Below are 19,521 nucleotides of genomic sequence, written 5' to 3' on the forward strand. Positions count from 1 at the left end.
CCCTTGCCTAACGCGCGGGCAGGGCCGCGTGCAACGCCTACGTGCCGGTCAACGGGGACAGCCATGCGATCACGGCCGACACGGTAAGGATCGACAGCGCCGTAGAGATCAGGATCGTGGCTGAAACCCGTTGTGGTGCGACACCGTAATGCTGCGCAAGAATGTAGACATTGCCCGCAACCGGGAGCGCGGCAGCCGCAATCATCACACCCGCGTCGTAATCGGGCACGTCAAACAGAAAAAGCGCTGCAACCGCCACCGCGGCGGGGTGCAGGACCAGCTTGCAGAATGTCAGCCAACCGGCGACCGACATCCGCTCGGCCGATTTGCCGGCAAGGGATGCGCCAATCGCGAACAATGCGCCCGGCGTCGCGGCTGCGCCCAGGATAGCAAGGAATTCATTGACCGGACCGGGCACATCCCACCCGGTCGCCGACCACGACAGTCCAAGGACAATCGACACGATCATCGGGTTTTTCAGAAGGCCGATCCCGACAGTGCGCAAAACGCCAAGCGACATCCGCCCATCGCGACTTCCGGTGACGATGATCACGATCAAACTGGAAAAGACGATCAGATCGACTGACAGAACCAAGATAACGGGTCCTGCGGCGGCCTCTCCCAAGAGCACGACCAGCATGGGGATGCCAAGGAATCCGACATTGCCGATGATGGCGCATTGCGCCTCGAACGCGGCCTCGGTGACGGGACGTTTGCGGATCATCGCGACGAGCGTGGCAAGAAGGTAGACCACGATGCAGCCCGAAAGGTAGGCGCCCACGAATTGCCAATCGAAGATGTCCGCCAGCGACAGGTTCGCGGCAAACCGGAACAGCATTGCGGACAAGGCGAAATAAAAGACGAACTTGGTCAGGTATGCGGCGGCCTCGGACGTGAAGAAGCCCGTGCGACAGGCCTGAAACCCCAATGCAATAAGCGCGAAGAACGGTAGGGTTTTCAGGAAGATGTCCACCATATCCCAGCGCTACGTCACCCGTTGGTCCCTGTCCAGAGATCACGGGTTGCGAAACGTATATCTTGCCGAAACTGAACTGGTTAGTTTACAATAGGTGCAGGAAGGGAAGCCCATATCAGATGAACGTCGAGACGCAGATCAAAAAGGGTCGAAAATTCGACCAGGTCATCGCCGGTGCGCGTGCTGTTTTCATGCGTGAGGGCTTCGAAGGCGCGTCCGTGGACGAGATTGCGCGCGATGCGGGGGTGTCGAAAGCGACGCTTTATTCGTATTTCCCTGACAAGCAGCATCTGTTTCTGGAAGTTCTCAAGCTTGAATGCGACGCGCAGTCCGAGGTTGAGGTTCTGTTTGAGCAGACCGGATTGTCCATCGAGGAAAAGCTGGGGGTGATCTGCAAGAAGCTGATCACATTCTTCCTGAGCGATTTTGGGCAGGACATGTTCCGTGTCTGCGTGGCGGAGGGCAAACGGTTCCCGGAACTGGGCGTGACCTTCTACGAGAGCGGCCCGAAGCATTGGGGCGTAAAGATCGCGGGATTCCTCAGCAGCGACAAGGCCCGCGCGGTGCTTGATATCGAGGACCCGTTCCTTGCGGCCGATCAATTGGCGCAGCTTTGCCGCACGGATCTTCTCCTGAAGGTCCTGTTCGGGATCGAGAAGAACCCGACCGATGCCGATATTGATCGCATCGTGGATGAGGCGGTCCGGACGTTCCTTGCACGGTATCGTCGGGTGCCGGAAGCCGTCGGTTAATCGAGACGCCGCACCAGAAGCTGATTGCCAGCACCGCGTTTGACTTCAAGCATCTTCAAGCTCTCGACCAGATCGCTCAGCTTGCGCTTGCCATAGGTGCGGGTGTCGAAATCGGGGTTGGCGGCGGTCATGTATTGCCCCAGCTGACCCAATGAATACCAATCGTCGGCCTGCTCGATGGAATCCATCGCCCGGAAGATCAGGTCACGCGCTTCGTTGATGGGTTGCGCCTTGGGCTTGCCATTGGACTTGTCTTCGCCTTTGGGCGCCTCGGGTAAGATGTTCTCGATGAAGATGAAGCGTTTGCAAGCCTTGCGGAACGCTTCGGGCGTCTTCTGTTGACCAATCCCGTAAACGTCGAGTCCTTGTTCGCGGATCCGGCTGGCCAGTCGCGTGAAATCGCTGTCGGAGGAACACAGGACAAACCCATCGAACCGGCTGGAATGCATAAGGTCCATCGCATCGATTACCAGCGCGATGTCGGATGCGTTTTTGCCAACCGTATTGGCGGGTTGGTGGAACGGGACGATGCCGTATTCGGCCTGAACGTTCGACCAGCCCTTCATATGCGTCGAGCTGAAGTCGCCGTATATACGCCGTACAGAGGCCTCGCCGAACCCCGCAATTTCATCAAAGATGGCTTTCGCGTGCTTGTGGCTGGTGTTGTCCGCGTCGATCAGAACAGCAAGAAGCGGCGTGTCGTTGGCCATTGGGATACCCCTTTTTTACGCCTGTCTGACACAACGCGCGAAGGGTTGAAACACTTTGCGATCAATCCGCGGTGGCGCGTTGTGCGGCACCACCCCCAACACTTGGCGCCTGCTTATTTCGTGACGGCAGGGGCCGGTGCCGGCACGGGCGCGGCGGCACCGGGAACGCCATTGCCCGCGACGACTTCATCCCAGATATCACCAAGTCGGTCCGCAATGGTTTCGCGCGCGTCACTGTCGTCATCGTCATTGTAGACGACCAGAAAAGGATCAACCACGCCGTCCTCCTCGGCGCAGATAAACAGGCCATCAATGGCCTCTCCACGCAGGTCATAACCGCCGATTGTCCAGTTCGACCGGCCCGTGAACCCGTCGCCGCCAAAGCGTGTGCGGTAGGTATTAAAGGTGGTTTCGGCGTAGTTCATGCAGGTGGTCAGATTGCCCAGGGGGGTGAAATCAGTCACGGTCCAGCCCTCGGCCAGGGCGGCGCCGGACAGCGGAAGGGACAGCGTCGCCGCAATCAGTTTTTTCTTCATGAACGGTCCTTTCAAAGCACTGCGGCGGCGATCAGTAGACCACAACGGAACGGATCGATTTGCCGGCATGCATCAGGTCGAAACCGTCGTTGATGTCATCCAAAGCCAGCGTGTGGGTGATCATCGGATCAATCTCGATCTTGCCGTCCATGTACCAATCCACGATCTGCGGCACATCCGTGCGACCACGCGCCCCGCCGAAGGCCGTTCCGCGCCACGAACGCCCGGTCACAAGCTGGAATGGACGGGTGGAGATTTCCGCCCCCGCGGGCGCGACACCGATAATGATGGATTCACCCCAACCCTTGTGCGCCGATTCCAGCGCGGCCCGCATCACCTGCACGTTTCCGGTTGCGTCGAAGGTATAATCCGCACCGCCACCGGTCAGTTCGACCAGATGGCCGACAAGATCGCCCTCCACCTCGGTCGGGTTCACGTAATCGGTCATGCCGAAATGCGTGGCCATCTCGACCTTGCCGGGGTTGATGTCGACGCCAACGATCTGATCCGCGCCCGCAAGGCGCAGGCCCTGGATCACGTTCAGGCCAATCCCGCCCAGGCCGAAGACAATCGCGCGGCTGCCGATCTCGGCTTTTGCGGTGTAGATCACCGCGCCGATGCCGGTCGTCACCCCACAGCCGATGTAGCAGATCTTGTCGAACGGCGCGTCCTTGCGGACCTTGGCCAGCGATATTTCCGGAAGCACCGTGTGGTTCGAAAAAGTCGAGCAACCCATGTAGTGCAGGATCGGCGTGCCATCGAGCATCGAGAACCGTGAGGTGCCGTCGGGCATCAGGCCCTGGCCTTGGGTCGCCCGGACCTTCTGGCAAAGGTTGGTCTTGGGATGCAGGCAGTATTCGCATTCGCGACATTCGGCGGTGTAAAGTGGAATAACGTGATCACCCGGCTCAAGCGAGGTCACACCGGGCCCGACCTCAAGCACAACGCCCGCCCCTTCGTGGCCAAGGATCGCAGGGAACAGCCCCTCGGGATCCGCGCCAGACAGAGTGAATTCATCGGTGTGGCAAATGCCAGTGGCTTTGATTTCCACCAGAACCTCACCGGCCTTCGGGCCATCAAGGTTCACCTCCATGATTTCGAGCGGTTTGCCCGCTTCGAGTGCGACGGCTGCACGTGTCCGCATTGTCCTGGTCCTCCCACAGACTTGTTTTGCGGTGAGACTGTGACAATCTCGGTTGCAAAGCAACGGAGGATAGCATGACACGTATGATGGTTTTCGCCTTTGCCTGTGTGATCGTCGGATGCGCGCAGGCCCAGGAGGCAGAGGATACTTGCGGTGCTGCTGGTTTGCAGGGGTTGGTCGGTCAGACAGGCGCCATCGTTGAGATGCTCTCTTTTCCAGACCGGATCATGCGCGTTCACGGCCCCGAAGACGCCCTGACGCTGGACTATCGGCCAGAGCGTCTGAACATCCTTGTCGATGAGGGCGTGATCGATACCATTCGCTGCGGATAGGGCCGAGATCCAAGAGCCGCTTGTGCGCGCTGCTGATTCCCCCTATATGCGCCTCAACAGCGGCGCCGACACTCCGGCACCACCGACACTCGCAGCGGGCCGCACGGCCCGCTTTTTTGTTTTTAGGACCCATATCCGAACGCATGTCTGACCTGATTGCAAAAACCTCCATCGACCGTCGTATGGCCGAAATCCTGACCCCGGTGATCGAAAACCTGGGGTTCGAGGTCGTGCGTATTCGTGTGATGGGCGGCAAGACGAACACGCTGCAGGTCATGGCCGAACGCCCCGAAGGCGGGATCGAGGTCGATGAATGTGCCGAGATTTCAAATGCAATCTCCGTGCTGCTTGATGTCGAGGATCCGCTGGAAGAGGCCTACGCGCTCGAAGTGTCGAGCCCCGGGATCGACCGGCCCCTGACGCGGCTCAAGGATTTCGAGACCTTCGAGGGCTACGAGGCGAAGATCGAGACCACCGATATGATCGACGGCCGCCGCCGATTCAAAGGCATGTTGGCGGGGGTCGAGGGAGACGATGTTCTTCTGAACCTCGACGTGAACGGCGAAACGCAAACCGTCGGGCTGAACTTCGATTGGCTCAGCGACGCGAAACTTGTCCTGACCGAAGATCTGATCAAAGAGATGCTCAAGCAACGCAAGGCAGCGGGCATCATCGACGAGACCCAATTTGACGAAATCGAGGAAGAGCCCTCGACGCCTGAGGAGTAAGACCCATGGCCATCACATCAGCCAACCAGCTGGAACTGTTGCAAACCGCGGAAGCCGTGGCGCGCGAGAAGATGATCGAACCCGGCCTTGTGGTCGAGGCGATGGAAGAAAGCCTCGCCCGCGCCGCGAAGTCGCGCTACGGCTCGGAGCTTGATATCCGCGTTTCCATCGACCGCAAAACGGGCCGCGCGACATTCACGCGCGTGCGCACCGTGACCGATCCCGAGATCCTGGAAAACGACAAGGCCGAAATGCCGCCGGAAGAGGCGGTTGCACTGGTCAAGGGCGAACGCCCGAACGTTGTGGTCTTCAACGCCAAATCGCCGATCTACGACGAGGAAGGTGAACTGATCGAAACGCGCGATGTGAAGCGCTTCGTGATGCGCGCTCCGACCGAAGTGGACCGCATGCTGACCGAGGGTGTCGATCAGAACGTGGCCCCGGAACTGGGCGACATGATCGCAGACGAAGTGCCGCCGGTTGAAATGGGCCGCATCGCCGCGCAAAGCGCCAAGCAGGTGATTCTGCAGAAGGTGCGCGAAGCTGAGCGTGACCGTCAGTACGAGGAATTCAAGGATCGCGCCGGTCAGATCATCAACGGTGTGGTCAAGCGCGAGGAATACGGCAACGTCATCGTCGATGTGGGCGCGGGCGAGGCGCAGCTGCGGCGCAACGAAAAGATTGGCCGCGAAGCGTATCGCAACGGCGACCGCATCCGTTGCTACATCAAGGATGTGCGCCGCGAGAATCGGGGCCACCAGATCTTCCTGTCGCGCACGGCGCCGGAATTCATGGCCGAGTTGTTCAAGATGGAAGTGCCCGAGATTTACGACGGCATCATCGAGATCAAGGCCGTCGCCCGCGACCCCGGCTCGCGCGCCAAGATCGCCGTGATTTCCTACGACAGCGGCATTGATCCGGTCGGCGCGTGCGTCGGCATGCGCGGCAGCCGTGTACAGGCCGTCGTAAACGAGCTTCAGGGCGAAAAGATCGACATCATCCCGTGGAACGAAGATGCGCCGACCTTCCTGGTGAACGCGCTTCAACCGGCCGAAGTCACGAAGGTGGTTCTTGACGAAGACGCGGGCAAGATCGAAGTGGTGGTGCCCGACGAGCAGCTTTCGCTTGCGATTGGTCGCCGCGGTCAGAACGTGCGTCTCGCGTCGCAGCTGACCGGGTTGGATATCGACATCCTGACCGAGGAGGAGGAATCCAAACGCCGTCAGGCCGAGTTCGAAGAGCGCACGAAGCTGTTCATGGACACGCTCGATCTGGACGAATTCTTCGCGCAGCTTCTGGTGTCGGAAGGCTTCACGGCGCTGGAAGAAGTTGCCTATGTCGAATTGGACGAGCTGCTGGTGATCGACGGGGTTGATCAAGACACCGCGACCGAGCTTCAGGCACGCGCGCGTGATTACCTCGAAGAGCAGAACAAGAAAGCGCTGGAGCATGCGAAAGAGCTAGGCGTTGAGGAAAGCCTCATTGCATTTGAAGGCCTGACGCCCCAGATGTTGGTGGCCCTTGGCGAAGATGGCGTGAAGACGCTGGATGATTTCGCAACCTGTGCCGACTGGGAACTGGCCGGTGGCTGGACCACGGTTGACGGCGAGCGCGTCAAGGATGACGGACTTCTGGAACCTTTTGAACTTAGCATTGAGGAAGCGCAGAACATGGTAATGACCGCACGTCTGCAGCTTGGCTGGGTGACGATTGAAGAGCTTGAAGCGCAAGCCGCCGCAGAGGCCGAAGCAGCGGCTGAAACCACGGAGACGGCAGAGGGCTAACGCCCTCTGGCCCGCGCCCGCGCCAATGAGCCGCGGTGGCCGACATAAGGACCGAGACGACGGTCCTGAACGCAAGTGCATCGCCACCGGCGAGACGGCACCAAAGCGGGGCCTGATCCGGTTTGTCGTGGCCCCGGATGGCCAGATCGCGCCAGATATTCTGGAGCGGTTGCCGGGGCGGGGCATCTGGGTGAGTGCAGACCGTGCGGCACTTGAGCTGGCGGTTACGAAGAACCTTTTCGCCCGCGCGGCCCGGCAACAAGTGGCGGTGCCCGAGGATCTGGTCGACCGGGTTGAGGCCGCCTTGGCGCGCCGTTTGACCGAACTCATCGCGCTCAACCGCAAGGCTGGGGGCGCGGTTGCGGGCTTTGAAAAAGTGAAGGATTGGCTGGCCACAAAAAAGGTCGCGGTTCTGCTTCAGGCTTCCGATGGGTCTGAACGTGGAAAATCGAAACTCTGGACCCCGGAAGGGGCCCGATATTTCAGCGTCTTGACCGCCAAGGAATTGGGTTTGGCATTCGGACGCCAAAGTGTGATACATGGCGCGCTTGCCGCTGGTGGACTCGCCCCCCGTGTTGTAGAGGGGGCCGCGAAACTCCAGGGACTGCGCATTGCAGACGGTGGCCAGACCACCGGGAAAGACGAAAAAGACGCATGAGCGATCAGGACGGAAAAAAACCCCTTGGGCTCTCTGGTGGAGCTCGGTCAGGCCGCGTGAACCAAAGCTTCTCACGCGGACGGACGAAGTCTGTTGTTGTCGAGACAAAGCGCAAGCGCGTGATGGTGCCCAAGCCCGGCGCACAGTCGGCGGCTGCGCAGAACGCCGAAGGCGGCAAGCGTGAAAAGTCGGTGCCCGACGCCGAAATGGAACGTCGCCTGAAAGCGTTGCAAAACGCCAAGGCCCGCGAAGTTGAAGACGAACAGCGCCGCGTTGCCGAAGAGCGCGAGCGCGAGGAAGAGCGCGCGCGCCGCCGGGCCGAGGCCGAAGCCAAGGAACGCGAAGAGCGCGAGCGCGAAGAAGCGCTCAAGGCAAAAGAAGAAGAAGATGTCCGCCGCAAGGCAGAGGAAGAGGCGCGCCGCAATGCACCGCCTGCTGCCGATCCGGCCGCGGTTGCGACACCTGCCGCAGGGGCCGCTGGCCCGCGCGGTGGTGGCAAGGCCGCACCCGCCCGCCGTGAGCCCGAGCGCGACAACAAGCGCAACGAACGTGGCCGTGGAAATGACGGCGGTGGCCGCCGCGCTGGCAAGCTGACCGTCAACCAGGCGATGGCCGGTGGCGAAGGCGGTCGTCAACGCTCCATGGCAGCGATGAAGCGCAAGCAGGAACGTCAACGTCAGAAGGCGATGGGCGGGTCCGTGGACCGTGAAAAGGTCATCCGCGACGTGCAGGTGCCGGAAACGATCATCGTGTCCGAACTGGCCAACCGCATGTCCGAGCGTGTCGCCGACGTTGTGAAATCTCTGATGAACAACGGCATGATGATCACGCAGAACCAGCCGATCGATGCCGATACGGCAGAATTGATCGTCGAGGAATTCGGTCACCGGGTGCAGCGTGTCTCCGACGCGGACGTCGAAGATGTGATCGATGCGGTCGAGGACAAACCCGAAGATCTGGAATCGCGTCCGCCTGTCATCACGATCATGGGTCACGTCGATCACGGCAAGACCTCTCTGCTCGACAAGATTCGGCAGGCCAACGTTGTCTCCGGAGAAGCGGGCGGCATCACACAGCATATTGGCGCCTACCAGGTCACAACCGAATCCGGCGCGGTTCTGTCGTTCCTCGACACACCTGGCCACGCGGCGTTTACATCGATGCGGGCTCGTGGGGCGCAGGTGACGGATATCGTGGTTCTGGTGGTTGCCGCCGACGACGCGGTCATGCCGCAGACCATCGAGGCCATCGCCCATGCGAAGGCTGCGAACGTGCCGATGATCGTCGCGATCAACAAGATTGACCGTCCGGCGGCTGATCCGATGAAGGTCCGTACGGATCTCTTGCAACACGAGGTCATCGTCGAGGCGATGTCGGGTGAGGTTCAGGACGTCGAGGTTTCGGCCATGACCGGTCAGGGCTTGCCGGAATTGCTGGAAGCTATCGCGCTTCAGGCGGAACTTCTGGAACTCAAGGCCAACCCGAAGCGGGCGGCCTCCGGTGCCGTCATCGAAGCGCAGCTGGACGTGGGACGCGGACCTGTCGCGACCGTGCTGGTCGAGAACGGGACGCTCAAGCAAGGCGATATCTTCGTCGTGGGCGAGCAATGGGGTAAGGTCCGCGCGCTCGTTAATGATCAGGGTGAACGCGTTAAGGAAGCTGGCCCTTCGGTCCCGGTCGAGGTTCTTGGCCTCAACGGAACACCCGAGGCCGGCGACGTTCTCAACGTGGTCGATACCGAAGCCCAGGCGCGTGAGATTGCGGAATATCGCGAGCAAGCCGCCAAGGACAAACGTGCCGCCGCAGGAGCCGCGACAACGCTTGATCAGCTTCTGGCAAATGCCAAGGCTGACGAAAGCGTCTCGGAGCTGCAGATTGTGGTGAAGGCCGACGTCCAAGGCTCGGCCGAAGCGATTGTTCAGGCGCTTGAAAAGATCGGCAATGACGAAGTCCGTGTGCGGGTCCTGCATTACGGTGTGGGTGCCATCACCGAATCGGATATCGGCTTGGCCGAAGCGTCGGGCACGCCCGTGATTGGCTTCAACGTCCGGGCGAATGCGCCCGCGCGCGCGTCGGCCAACCAAAAGGGCGTCGAGATTCGCTACTACAGCGTGATCTACGATCTTGTGGACGACGTGAAAGCGGCCGCTTCCGGTCTTCTGGGTGCCGAAATCCGCGAAAACTTCATCGGCTACGCAACGATCAAGGAAACCTTCCGCGTCACGGGCGTCGGTACGGTTGCGGGGTGTCTTGTAACCGAAGGCGTCGCGCGCCGGTCTGCTGGTGTGCGTTTGCTGCGCGATGATGTGGTGATCCATGAGGGTACGCTGAAGACGCTCAAGCGCTTCAAGGATGAAGTGAAAGAAGTGCAGTCTGGCCAGGAATGCGGCATGGCTTTCGAGAATTATGATGACATCCGCCCGGATGACGTCATCGAAATCTTTGAACGCGAAGAGGTCGAGCGCTCTCTCACCTGAGCCGCCACCCCACTGTTGCATCAAAAAAGGGCCGCGCGGGTTGTGCGGCCCTTTTTTGATGCGTCACTCTGTGCCCGGAAACCGAAAAGGGCGCCCGCGAGGGGCGCCCGGTCCGGGGAGAGATGGCTGGGGGGAGATTACTCGTCTTCGAGCGACGCGGCGCGGAGGCGGTCGAAGATGTCAGCGCCGTAGGCTGGGGTACCGTTGACGACGGTTGCGCCGTTCAGGCCGCGCCGATCGGAGGCGGTGTCCTGGACGCTGTTGAGCACGGAGAAGGTCTCGCCCAGGTTGCCCGCGGGGGCGACGCGCTGGCCGACGCCGTTGACGTTGGTGCGCTCCAGGGCGTTGTCTTCGAACTGGTTGAAGTGCTGGATCGCGGCGACGGAGGCTGCGGATTGAGCGACGGCCGGAGCGGCGAGGGAAGCGGCGACGGCGGCGATGATTGCGATGTTTTTCATTTGACTGGTCCTACTCAGTTTGTGTGGAGGGCCTGATATGGGAGGCGGCCCTGATTTGGTTTCGTTGGCGAGCCGTTGTGGCCTGCCGATGAACTGAATATGGCGGGTGGGGCGCTGAAATACGATACACGGAACCGCGAGAAACGGGGGATTTAGGTGCACCTGCGCACAGAACCACCGACACGCTGCACCAACCCCACGGGGGCGTGAGCCTGGGTCTCAGCGGCGTGAAAACAGACGGTGATTTTGAAATGTTTGGGCGGAGAGGGGCGGTTAGGCCGAGTCGGACACCGCATCGGGGTTCATCCGCCAAACGGCAAGGTTGAGCGCGCCTGCGACTGTGACCCACAAAAGATATGGCGCCATCAGCCAGCCCGCGATGGCATCCATTGCAAAAAAGCTGAGCATGGAGCCAAGCACCGATAGCCACAGGCAAGCCAGCACCACCATGCCTGCGCGGATCCGCTCCAACCCGAAGAAGACGGGGGTCCAAAGCGCGTTCAACGCGATCTGCATGGCCCAGAACCCCATCGCATGGGCATTGCCATCCAAGACAGCCACCCTCGACGCCGCATAGGCGGAGGCGAGGTAAAGCGTTGTCCAGGCCACAGGGAATAACCAGTCAGGGGGGGTCCAGCTTGGTTTCGACAACGCCCGGTACCATTGCCCCGGCGGGAACATCGACCCAGTCGCCGCCGCTGCGCAGCATGCCCCAAGGAACAACAAAAACACGGTCCAATCCATAGGCTCTACCTAACGCACCAGTGGCGGAGATCCACAATGGTTTTATTGCACCAGGCGGTCGCTCATGCCGATTGTAGGCAAAGTGCCGGTCAATTGGGCCTCGTAAATCGGCAGGCTTTCGATCACACGCATGATGTAGTTGCGCGTTTCGGTGAACGGAACATCCTCGATCCAGTCGATCACGTCATCCGATTGACGCGGGTCACCGAACCGTTCCAACCATTGCCGCACCCGACCGGGACCAGCGTTATAGCCGACCGAGACGAGAACCGGGTTTTCGTCATAGGCTTCCAGCAAACCGGAAATATAGTTCGAGCCGAGCAGCACGTTGTAGGCCGGATCACTGCGCAGGCGCGCAAGTGAGAAGTTGATCCCCAGATCGCCTGCGGAATCCTGACCCGTTGCGGGCATGACCTGCATCAGGCCGATGGCACCGGCGCCGGATTCCACAACTGGATCAAACTCGCTTTCACGCCGCGCAATGGAAAGGGCAAGCGCGCGGGGAATGGGCAACGCGACATCTTCAAGATCGGCCAGCGGGTAGTAAGCGCGGAAGATCTCATGGCCCGATTGCGCGGCGCGCTTCGCCACGACAAGCGCGAAATGCGGCTCCCCCAGTGCCAGCATCAGATCCCCCATCATTCCGGCTTCGCGTTCATCGAGCCGTTCGCTGATGTGGGTGAAGAACCGTTCCGCCAAGGTGCGTTGATCGGCATCATACAAAAGCATTGCGGCATGAAAGACGGTCAGGTTGGTGAACTCCGCCGTGGCCCAGTCGCCGTAGTCGCGGTCGCCGATGAATTCGGGGTTCACGGGAAAGCCACCGCGTTCCTGTGCAAGCTGACCGTAGAAGCTGGATTGATATTGCGCGCCCAAAGCGTAGGCCTCTGCGGCCTGCTCGGCGTTGCCCGCTGCTTCGTGGGCACGGCCAAGCCAATACCCGGCGCGACCGACGGAGATCGGCGAGAAGACAACTTCGCGGAAGTCGCCGAAATGCGCGATGGCGCGGTCGAAATTGCCCAGTTGAAAGGCGCAGTAGCCTGCGATCCATTCCAGATCGGCAAAACGGATGTAGTCTTCCTCGGGGCCAATGCGGTGACTGGACGCGTATTGATAACAGGTCTCGTGATCGCCTTCGCGCATGACGTCCCGGGCCAGATCGGCCCGCCTGCGGCCCCAATCCGCGGGGCGCCCGAGGTCGGCGGCGCTGGCGGAATGCGCCATCATCAGCTCGGCCGCGCTATCCCAATAGCCTTCCGCCATGCGCCACAGGAAACGCTCATGGGACAGCCCCGGATGATCGATCAGCGCCTCGGGCACTTGGTCGATCAACCCGTTCACACCGGCCCGCCGTTCGCGCAAGGCAAGCCGCGCTTCGGCCATCGCCATCCAACCTTCGGGCACGAGCGTGAACATGGCGCGCGCGCGATCCTCGGCGCCTTCCCACAACAAATGATCGAGCCGCGCGATATGATGCGCCTCGGTCAGGATCGAGCCATAAGCGCGGTTCAGCGCCTGAGCGTGCGATCCGGTCATCACCAGAGATGTCCATGCGCGGATCACCTCGGCCTCGGCGCCGGCACGATCACCGGTTTCTTCCAAGGCGCGGGCATAGGCCAAGGCCCCGGCCCCGGTTTGCGGAAGGTCCTCGGCGAAGAAATCCAGAACGTTCCGCGGGTCACCGCCATCGGGGATAGACGGCTCCCCCTGTCGGCGGAGGTATCGCAGGCCGGGCCAATCCGGATTGCGTTCGACAAACGAGATATACTCGCCGAAATCCCCCTCCCCGCGCCGCAGACGGGTCCAGGCCAGCAGATCAAGCGCCACAGGATCATCAAGGGTCCGCGCCGCGGCGGAGCCACCCGCAAGATCACCGCGATTGTAGGCGTCGAGCGCAGCAGCCAGCGCCTGGCTATCGGTCTGGGCGGATAAGGTCGCCGGGGCTGTTGAAAGCAGGGCGAGAAGGCAAAGCGGTATCAGGCGTCGCATGGTGGCGGCGTCTCCAAGTTCATCAAATCCCCAGAAGCCTTAGGATAGGGCAGATATGCGCAGACGCAACTCACGAACTTGGCAATTCGGTGCGGGGGGCGTATTGGGGCGACACGTCGTTACGAAACCCGCTTGATCACAAAGGACGCGCGTGATGTTCCAAGGCTCTCAGGTCGCTCTGGTCACCCCGATGACACATGGAGATGTGGACTTCGACGCGCTCAAACGCCTGGTGGAATGGCATGTCGCCGAGGGCACCAATGGGCTGGTGCCGGTGGGAACGACCGGGGAAAGCCCAACCCTGACCCATAACGAGCATGAGGCCGTGATCCGCTGCGTCGTGGACACCGCCGATGGACGGATACCGGTAATGGCCGGTGCCGGGTCGAACAACACCGTCGAAGCGCTGCGCTTTGTCGAATTCGCCAAGGAGGTCGGCGCAGACGCGGCCCTTGTGGTGACGCCTTACTATAACAAGCCGACGCAACGCGGGTTGATCGCGCATTTCAGTGCTCTCAACGAGGTCGGCCTCCCCATTTACATCTACAACATTCCGCCCCGCTCGGTGGTCGATATGACCCCAGAAACCATGGGTGAATTGGCCAAGCTGCCCAACATCGTCGGCGTGAAGGATGCCACCGCCGACCTCAGCCGCGTGCCGCAGACGCGTCTGACCTGCGGGACCGATTTCATCCAGTTGAGCGGCGAGGACCCGACCGCTGTGGGCTTCAACGCGCAAGGCGGCAATGGCTGCATCAGCGTCACGGCGAATGTGGCGCCCAAGCTTTGCGCCGAGATGCAGGCCGCGACGCTATCCGGCGACTATGCCACGGCGCTGGACTATCAAGACCGCCTCATGCCGCTGCATGCCGCGATCTTTGCAGAGCCGGGCCTGGCCGGGGCGAAATACGGATTGTCGGTTCTGGGCCATTGCAGCGACGAGGTGCGCCTGCCTTTGACGGATGTGAGTGACGCAACAAAGGCGCAGATCGAGGCCGGGATGCGGCACGCCGGTCTGATAAACTAGATGGCCCCGCGTGAGGGTGAGCGCCTTTTGCCATTTGATCCGGCGTCGCGGATCGACGCAGGCGTCACCTTCATCGGCCATATTCGGAGCGATTGGCGGCCCGGCACGGCGCCCAAGAACCTGCGCCAGGCACGCGACACAGGCAAAGCCGCGCGGATCGAGCTTCTTGACGGATACGCGGAGGCGTTGCTCGGTCTTGAGGTCGGCCAACCGATCCAGGTGCTCTACTGGGTCGATCGCGGCGAACGAAACCTTGCGACACAATCGCCCAAACACGCTGCCGGGCCACGCGGCACCTTCAGCCTGCGTAGCCCAGTGCGCCCGAACCCCATTGCGCTGGCAACGCTAGTCATCACGTCAATCGACGGCCTGACCGTGGGAATTGATACGACGGACGCCTGGGACGGGACGCCGGTGCTCGACATCAAGCCGTGGATTGCGACGGTTGATGTTCCACCGGGCTGGCGACCCTGAGCGACAGCGCTTATATGCGGCCCATGGCAAAGCAACCCGAAAACCCGAACTACAAGGTCATCGCCGAAAACCGGCGCGCACGTTTCGATTATGCAATCGAGAGCGATCTTGAGGTTGGGATCATCCTGGAAGGGTCCGAGGTCAAAAGCCTGCGCACGGGCGGCTCAAACATCGCGGAGAGTTATGCGGAGGTGAAGGACGGCGAGCTGTGGCTCGTGAATTCCTACATCGCGCCCTACAAACAGGCCAAGACCTTCCAGCATGAAGAAAAGCGACGGCGCAAATTGCTGGCGTCCAAGCGGGAATTATCGCGGCTGTGGAACGCCACCCAGCGCGAGGGCATGACACTGGTTCCGCTGGTGATGTACTTCAACCACAAGGGCTTCGTGAAAATGAAGATCGGCGTGGCGAAGGGCAAGAAGAACCAGGACAAGCGCGAAACCTCGGCCAAACGCGATTGGAACCGCCAGAAACAGCGCCTGCTCAAGCAAAACGGCTGAGGCCCGCGCCTTGGGCAAAGCGGCCCTCCGGGGGAGGTTTTTTGGGCAAGATGAAGCCAGGGGCCGCGCGCGCCGAGGCTTGCGTGGGTGAGGGCGGCGGCGTAGGACGTGCGGCGAGTTTGCACAGGAGTACGGCGCATGGCTGGCGTGATCACCGGAGACGATCCCAAGACCCTGGTTTCGACCGACTGGCTGGCCGCGCACCTCAATGACCCGGACCTGCGGGTCATCGACGCCTCATATTACCTGCCCGAAATGGGGCGCGATGCGAAGGCGGAATACGACGCCGTCCATATCCCCGGCGCGCGTTTTTTCGACATCGATGAAATCTCGGATGCGCGTAGCGCGCTGCCCCATATGGTTGCCCCGGTTGAAAAGTTCATGTCCCGGATGCGTGCTATGGGTGTCGGCGATGGCCATCAGGTTGTGATCTACGACGGGATGGGCCTGTTCTCCGCCGCGCGCGTTTGGTGGAATTTCCGCCTGATGGGAAAGATGGATGTGGCCGTGTTGGACGGTGGCTTGCCGAAGTGGCAGACCGAAGGGCGCCCGATTGAAGACATGCCCCCGGTCGTGCGCGACCGACACATGACCGTTCAGCGTCAAGCGCATCTGGTAAAAGATGTCACGCAAGTCGCCTCGGCCAGCAAGTTGGGCGATTGGCAGATCGTCGATGCCCGAAGCCCGGGCCGGTTCCGGGGCGAGGAGCCCGAGGCGCGCGCCGGTTTGCGCGCCGGGCATATCCCGAATTCGAAGAATGTGCATTACGCTACCCTGTTCAATGCGGACGGTACGATGAAAGAGGGCGACGCCCTGCGCGCGGCGTTCGAGGCGGCGGGCGTGGATGTGGACAAACGCATCATCACGACCTGCGGTTCGGGCGTGACGGCGGCGATCGTTATGCTGGGGCTGACGCGGCTTGGTAACCTTGATGTCTCGCTCTACGACGGGTCCTGGGCGGAATGGGGCCAGTTCGAACAGCTGGCGGTTGAGACGGGATGAAGATCCTGCCCGCAGGCACCGAAGTGCCGTTCACGATCACCTATCTTGAGATGACGCAGCGCCCGGATTTCGGGATGCCGCAACTGGACGGTGATATCCGCCTCGACCGGGCCATCGACCCGCCAGTTTGGTATTTCCTGTCGCTCTACGATGCGGTGGGACGCGAGTACGAATGGCAGGACCGGTTCGAGCAGGCCGAGCGCGACCCCGCCGCGCTGCAAGCCTTTGTCCGTGATCCCGATGTGGTGATCTGGACCGCCATTCGTAACGGGTGGCCTGCCGGGTTCTTCATGCTCGATTGGCGGCAGCCGGGGGTCTGTGATCTGGCCTATTTCGGCCTTGTTCCGCAGGCTGTTGGCACCGGTCTTGGACGGCCGTTGTTGGAGACCGCCATCGCCACGGGCTGGGAGCGCACGGGTGTTGAAAAGATGAGTGTGAACACCTGCACCCTCGATCACCCATCGGCACTGCCGCTCTATCAGAAGATGGGCTTCAAGCCGGTCGAGCGCGAGGAGCGGCGCCGGGTTCTGGTATATGATCGAAAGGCCTGAGGTCCATGTTTGCAACGCTCACGCCACCTGAGCCCGACAAGATATTCCGCCTGACCGGAGCCTTCGCCGCTGATCCGCGACCCGACAAGGTTGATCTTCTGGTGGGGCTTTACCGCGATGCCGAGGGCCGCACACCGGTGATGGCCGCTGTGAAGGACGCCGAGCGCCGGATTCTCGAAACGCAGGATACGAAGGCCTACCTCGGCTTTGCGGGGGATCAGGGGTTCGTTGACGGGATGCGGGATCTGTTGTTGGGCGAGGTTGTGCCTGCGGCGCGCGTGGCCGGGATTGCGACCGTGGGCGGCACAAGCGCATTGCGGCAAGTGTTGGAGATGGTCCGCGTTGTGACGCCTGATGCGCGGGTCTGGATTTCGGATCCAAGCTGGCCGATCCACGCGGGAATGGCCGGGCATTTGGGCTTCGATTGCACATCCTATCGTTACCTTGATCGGGCCACCAACGGGCTCGACCGGGACGGCATGATTGAAGATCTGCGGATGGCAAAAGCGGGCGACGTGATCGTCTTGCACGGATGTTGTCACAATCCCAGCGGCGCGGATCTGAGCCTGACGGATTGGGAAGAGGTCGCTGCGATTTGCCTTCAAACGGGCGCGATCCCCTTGATCGACGTGGCCTATCAGGGGTTCGGAGCCGGGTTGGCCGAGGACATGGCCGGACCGCGCCTTTTGGCGCAGCGTTTGCCGACTGTGCTGCTGGCGGCCAGTTGTTCCAAGAACTTTGGCCTTTACCGCGATAGGGCGGGGGCCGCGTTTGCCATCACGCAGGATGGCGCGCCGCGAGACGCCGCGCAGGGCCATCTGGTTGCGATGAACCGCAACAGCTTTTCGTTTCCGCCGGATCATGGCGCGCGGATCGTCGATGTGATCCTGCACGACGCCACCTTGCGACAGGCATGGGAGGCCGAGTTGACGGCCATGCGTGCGACGATCCTGCGCAACCGCCGCGCGCTGGCAGACGCCATGCGGGCGGAAACCGGATCGGACCGTTTCGGGGCCCTGGCCGCGCATCAGGGGATGTTCTCCCTCATCGGGGCGACGCCTCAGCAGGTGGATACCTTGCGCGAAGATCACGCCGTCTATGTGGTCGGGGACGGTCGGATGAACGTCGCGGGGCTATCGCCTGAAGCGATCCCAAGGGTGGCGCGCGCGTTGGCCGTTGTGATGGGCTGAAGGGCTTTACAGCCCAATGAAACAAGCGTATTCGGCGCGCCTGCCCCTGTTCCGAAAGGAGCCATTGGGGGCCAAGTCTCCGACCACCTTGTAAAAACGGAACGAAATCAATGACGAAACTTCTGCCCGGCGTTCTCGCCATGGCGACCGTTGTGGTCGCATCGAATATCCTTGTGCAATTCCTGTTCGGCCAATGGCTGACGTGGGGCGCATTTACCTATCCGCTGGCCTTCCTGGTCACCGACATCATGAACCGTGTTTACGGCGCAGCGATCGCGCGGCGCGTCGTGTTCGCGGGCTTTCTTGTGGGCGTCGTCTGCTCGCTGATCGGCACGCAAATCATCGGCGAATTCGGACCGCTGGTGACGCTGCGCATTGCTATCGGATCCGGCATTGCGTTCCTGACGGCACAGCTCTTGGACGTGGCGATCTTTGATCGATTGCGGAATGCAAATTGGTGGCAAGCCCCTGTAATTTCAAGCATAATTGGATCTTCATTGGACACGGCCCTGTTCTTCTTCATCGCATTCTCCGGCGCTTTGACCTCGGTCCTGCCGGGTGATGTCGCTTGGGCGAACGAGGTGCTGCCGATCCTGGGAATGGGACCGGAAGCGCCGCTTTGGGTCAGCCTTGCGATTGCCGATTGGGGTGTCAAACTTGCTATAGCCTTGATCGCTTTGGTCCCATTCCGCCTCATAACACGGCGTTTTGTGGCACAGGTTGCGTAATTTCTTTTGACAACCACGAAATCTGTGGCAGGCTGAAAGCAACAGCAACCAAGTGAAAGGAGGTGATCCAGTGTCTAGAAAGGTATTGGAGACGTGTGACGGGACAACTTGGGAGGCGCGCCTCTAGGGCAAACCCTTGGGCGCAGCGCCCATCCCAAGGTGGTACATCCTAACCGATCCCACCTCCTGAACTTTCGAAAGGGCTGCTCGTATCGGGCAGCCCTTTTTCGTGCGAAATCGAGCATATAGAACCGGTATAGACTGGGTATAGATCCGGTATAGACGCGAAGAGAAAGCCATGCTGCGCATTACGGACCAGATCAGCATCGAGGACTGGGAACTCACGGAGCAGTTCGTGCGGTCGTCGGGGCCGGGCGGGCAGAACGTGAACAAGGTCTCGTCTGCGGTGGAGCTTCGGTTCGAGGCGGAGCGCTCGCCGGCACTGTCGGGGGCGGTGAAAGCGCGGCTGCGGCGGATCGCGGGGCGGCGGTGGACGAAGGACGGGGCGGTTGTTCTGTTCGTGGAGGAAACGCGCTCGCAGGCCCGGAACCGGGAGATCGCGCGGGAGCGGTTGGCGGAACTTGTGCGCCGGGCGCTGGTGGTGCCGAAAAAGAGGCGGGCGACACGGCCCACGCGCGGCTCGGTGGAGCGGCGGCTGAAGGCGAAGAAGGTGCGGGGGGAAGTGAAGGCTGGGCGGGGGAAGGTGGAGGAATGAGGGTTTGTGCACGCGTGCACAAGGGGGTTAAGGGGTTGGTTTTGTT

At 61.3% G+C, this 19,521-nt stretch carries 21 protein-coding genes; 14 read left to right on the forward strand and 7 right to left on the reverse strand.

What is annotated here, in order from left to right; translation table 11 throughout:
* Window positions 1-37 precede the first annotated feature (37 nt).
* Window positions 38-976, reverse strand: a complete 939-nt coding sequence (locus V8J83_RS11180) for an AEC family transporter (protein ID WP_339986385.1) — start codon at window positions 974-976, stop codon at window positions 38-40.
* 119 nt (window positions 977-1,095) lie between these two features.
* Here V8J83_RS11180 and V8J83_RS11185 point away from each other — a divergent pair, with 119 nt between their 5' ends.
* Entirely contained in the window at window positions 1,096-1,728 is a 633-nt protein-coding gene (locus V8J83_RS11185) for a TetR/AcrR family transcriptional regulator (RefSeq protein WP_339986386.1), read from the forward strand.
* Here V8J83_RS11185 and V8J83_RS11190 read toward each other — a convergent pair.
* From V8J83_RS11190 to V8J83_RS11200, 3 genes are all read right to left on the reverse strand, one after another.
* A complete protein-coding gene (locus V8J83_RS11190) occupies window positions 1,725-2,438 on the reverse strand; it encodes an NYN domain-containing protein (RefSeq protein ID WP_339986387.1) in 714 nt (237 codons plus the stop codon). The genes V8J83_RS11185 and V8J83_RS11190 overlap by 4 nt on opposite strands.
* A gap of 113 nt (window positions 2,439-2,551) precedes the next feature.
* Entirely contained in the window at window positions 2,552-2,974 is a 423-nt protein-coding gene (locus tag V8J83_RS11195; RefSeq protein ID WP_339986388.1) for a hypothetical protein, read from the reverse strand.
* A gap of 31 nt (window positions 2,975-3,005) precedes the next feature.
* A complete protein-coding gene (locus tag V8J83_RS11200) occupies window positions 3,006-4,118 on the reverse strand; it encodes an S-(hydroxymethyl)glutathione dehydrogenase/class III alcohol dehydrogenase (protein WP_339986389.1) in 1,113 nt (370 codons plus the stop codon).
* 74 nt (window positions 4,119-4,192) lie between these two features.
* On the opposite strand from V8J83_RS11200, the gene V8J83_RS11205 reads away from it, so the two are divergent.
* From V8J83_RS11205 to infB, 5 genes are all read left to right on the forward strand, one after another.
* Window positions 4,193-4,450: an I78 family peptidase inhibitor gene (locus V8J83_RS11205; protein ID WP_339986390.1), complete on the forward strand. Its 258-nt coding sequence runs from the start codon at window positions 4,193-4,195 to the stop codon at window positions 4,448-4,450.
* A gap of 143 nt (window positions 4,451-4,593) precedes the next feature.
* The gene (rimP, locus tag V8J83_RS11210) at window positions 4,594-5,178 is read left to right on the forward strand and encodes a ribosome maturation factor RimP (RefSeq protein WP_339986391.1); all 585 of its coding nucleotides are present in this window, start codon (window positions 4,594-4,596) and stop codon (window positions 5,176-5,178) included.
* A gap of 5 nt (window positions 5,179-5,183) precedes the next feature.
* A complete protein-coding gene (gene nusA / locus V8J83_RS11215) occupies window positions 5,184-6,962 on the forward strand; it encodes a transcription termination factor NusA (RefSeq protein ID WP_339986392.1) in 1,779 nt (592 codons plus the stop codon).
* Window positions 6,963-6,987: 25 nt separating this feature from the next.
* Window positions 6,988-7,620: an RNA-binding protein gene (locus V8J83_RS11220; protein WP_339986393.1), complete on the forward strand. Its 633-nt coding sequence runs from the start codon at window positions 6,988-6,990 to the stop codon at window positions 7,618-7,620.
* Window positions 7,617-10,097 carry a translation initiation factor IF-2 gene (gene infB / locus V8J83_RS11225; protein WP_339986395.1) on the forward strand — a complete coding sequence of 827 codons (2,481 nt, stop codon included), beginning with the start codon at window positions 7,617-7,619 and terminating at the stop codon, window positions 10,095-10,097. The genes V8J83_RS11220 and infB overlap by 4 nt, the downstream gene beginning before the upstream one ends.
* A 137-nt stretch (window positions 10,098-10,234) precedes the next feature.
* Here the strand turns inward: infB and V8J83_RS11230 are convergent, their stop codons facing one another.
* The 3 genes from V8J83_RS11230 to V8J83_RS11240 all read right to left on the reverse strand — a co-directional run bounded on the left by V8J83_RS11230 (window position 10,235) and on the right by V8J83_RS11240 (window position 13,288).
* On the reverse strand, window positions 10,235-10,555 hold the full coding sequence (locus tag V8J83_RS11230) for a hypothetical protein (protein WP_339986396.1): 321 nt from the start codon (window positions 10,553-10,555) through the stop codon (window positions 10,235-10,237).
* 273 nt (window positions 10,556-10,828) lie between these two features.
* On the reverse strand, window positions 10,829-11,299 hold the full coding sequence (gene tspO / locus V8J83_RS11235) for a tryptophan-rich sensory protein TspO (RefSeq protein WP_339986397.1): 471 nt from the start codon (window positions 11,297-11,299) through the stop codon (window positions 10,829-10,831).
* 42 nt (window positions 11,300-11,341) lie between these two features.
* Window positions 11,342-13,288 (reverse strand): lytic transglycosylase domain-containing protein, encoded by a 1,947-nt coding sequence (locus V8J83_RS11240; RefSeq protein WP_339986398.1) that lies wholly within the window; start codon window positions 13,286-13,288, stop codon window positions 11,342-11,344.
* A gap of 154 nt (window positions 13,289-13,442) precedes the next feature.
* On the opposite strand from V8J83_RS11240, the gene dapA reads away from it, so the two are divergent.
* The 8 genes from dapA to arfB all read left to right on the forward strand — a co-directional run bounded on the left by dapA (window position 13,443) and on the right by arfB (window position 19,475).
* The gene (dapA, locus tag V8J83_RS11245) at window positions 13,443-14,315 is read left to right on the forward strand and encodes a 4-hydroxy-tetrahydrodipicolinate synthase (RefSeq protein ID WP_339986399.1); all 873 of its coding nucleotides are present in this window, start codon (window positions 13,443-13,445) and stop codon (window positions 14,313-14,315) included.
* Window positions 14,316-14,789, forward strand: a complete 474-nt coding sequence (locus V8J83_RS11250) for a TrmO family methyltransferase domain-containing protein (protein WP_339986400.1) — start codon at window positions 14,316-14,318, stop codon at window positions 14,787-14,789.
* 23 nt (window positions 14,790-14,812) lie between these two features.
* Entirely contained in the window at window positions 14,813-15,289 is a 477-nt protein-coding gene (gene smpB, locus V8J83_RS11255; RefSeq protein ID WP_339986401.1) for an SsrA-binding protein SmpB, read from the forward strand.
* A 138-nt stretch (window positions 15,290-15,427) separates the two neighbouring features.
* Window positions 15,428-16,291, forward strand: coding sequence for a 3-mercaptopyruvate sulfurtransferase (sseA, locus tag V8J83_RS11260; protein ID WP_339986402.1), 864 nt, complete (start codon window positions 15,428-15,430; stop codon window positions 16,289-16,291).
* Window positions 16,288-16,842 (forward strand): GNAT family N-acetyltransferase, encoded by a 555-nt coding sequence (locus tag V8J83_RS11265; RefSeq protein WP_339986403.1) that lies wholly within the window; start codon window positions 16,288-16,290, stop codon window positions 16,840-16,842. The genes sseA and V8J83_RS11265 overlap by 4 nt, the downstream gene beginning before the upstream one ends.
* Before the next feature lie 5 nt (window positions 16,843-16,847).
* On the forward strand, window positions 16,848-18,032 hold the full coding sequence (locus V8J83_RS11270) for an amino acid aminotransferase (RefSeq protein WP_339986404.1): 1,185 nt from the start codon (window positions 16,848-16,850) through the stop codon (window positions 18,030-18,032).
* A gap of 110 nt (window positions 18,033-18,142) precedes the next feature.
* Window positions 18,143-18,760, forward strand: coding sequence for a queuosine precursor transporter (locus V8J83_RS11275; protein WP_339986405.1), 618 nt, complete (start codon window positions 18,143-18,145; stop codon window positions 18,758-18,760).
* Window positions 18,761-19,058: 298 nt separating this feature from the next.
* Window positions 19,059-19,475 carry an alternative ribosome rescue aminoacyl-tRNA hydrolase ArfB gene (arfB, locus tag V8J83_RS11280; protein ID WP_339986406.1) on the forward strand — a complete coding sequence of 139 codons (417 nt, stop codon included), beginning with the start codon at window positions 19,059-19,061 and terminating at the stop codon, window positions 19,473-19,475.
* The last annotated feature ends 46 nt before the right edge of the window (window positions 19,476-19,521 follow it).

The sequence above is a fragment of the Gymnodinialimonas ulvae genome (assembly GCF_037543845.1).
Taxonomy (GTDB): Bacteria; Pseudomonadota; Alphaproteobacteria; order Rhodobacterales; family Rhodobacteraceae; genus Gymnodinialimonas; species Gymnodinialimonas ulvae.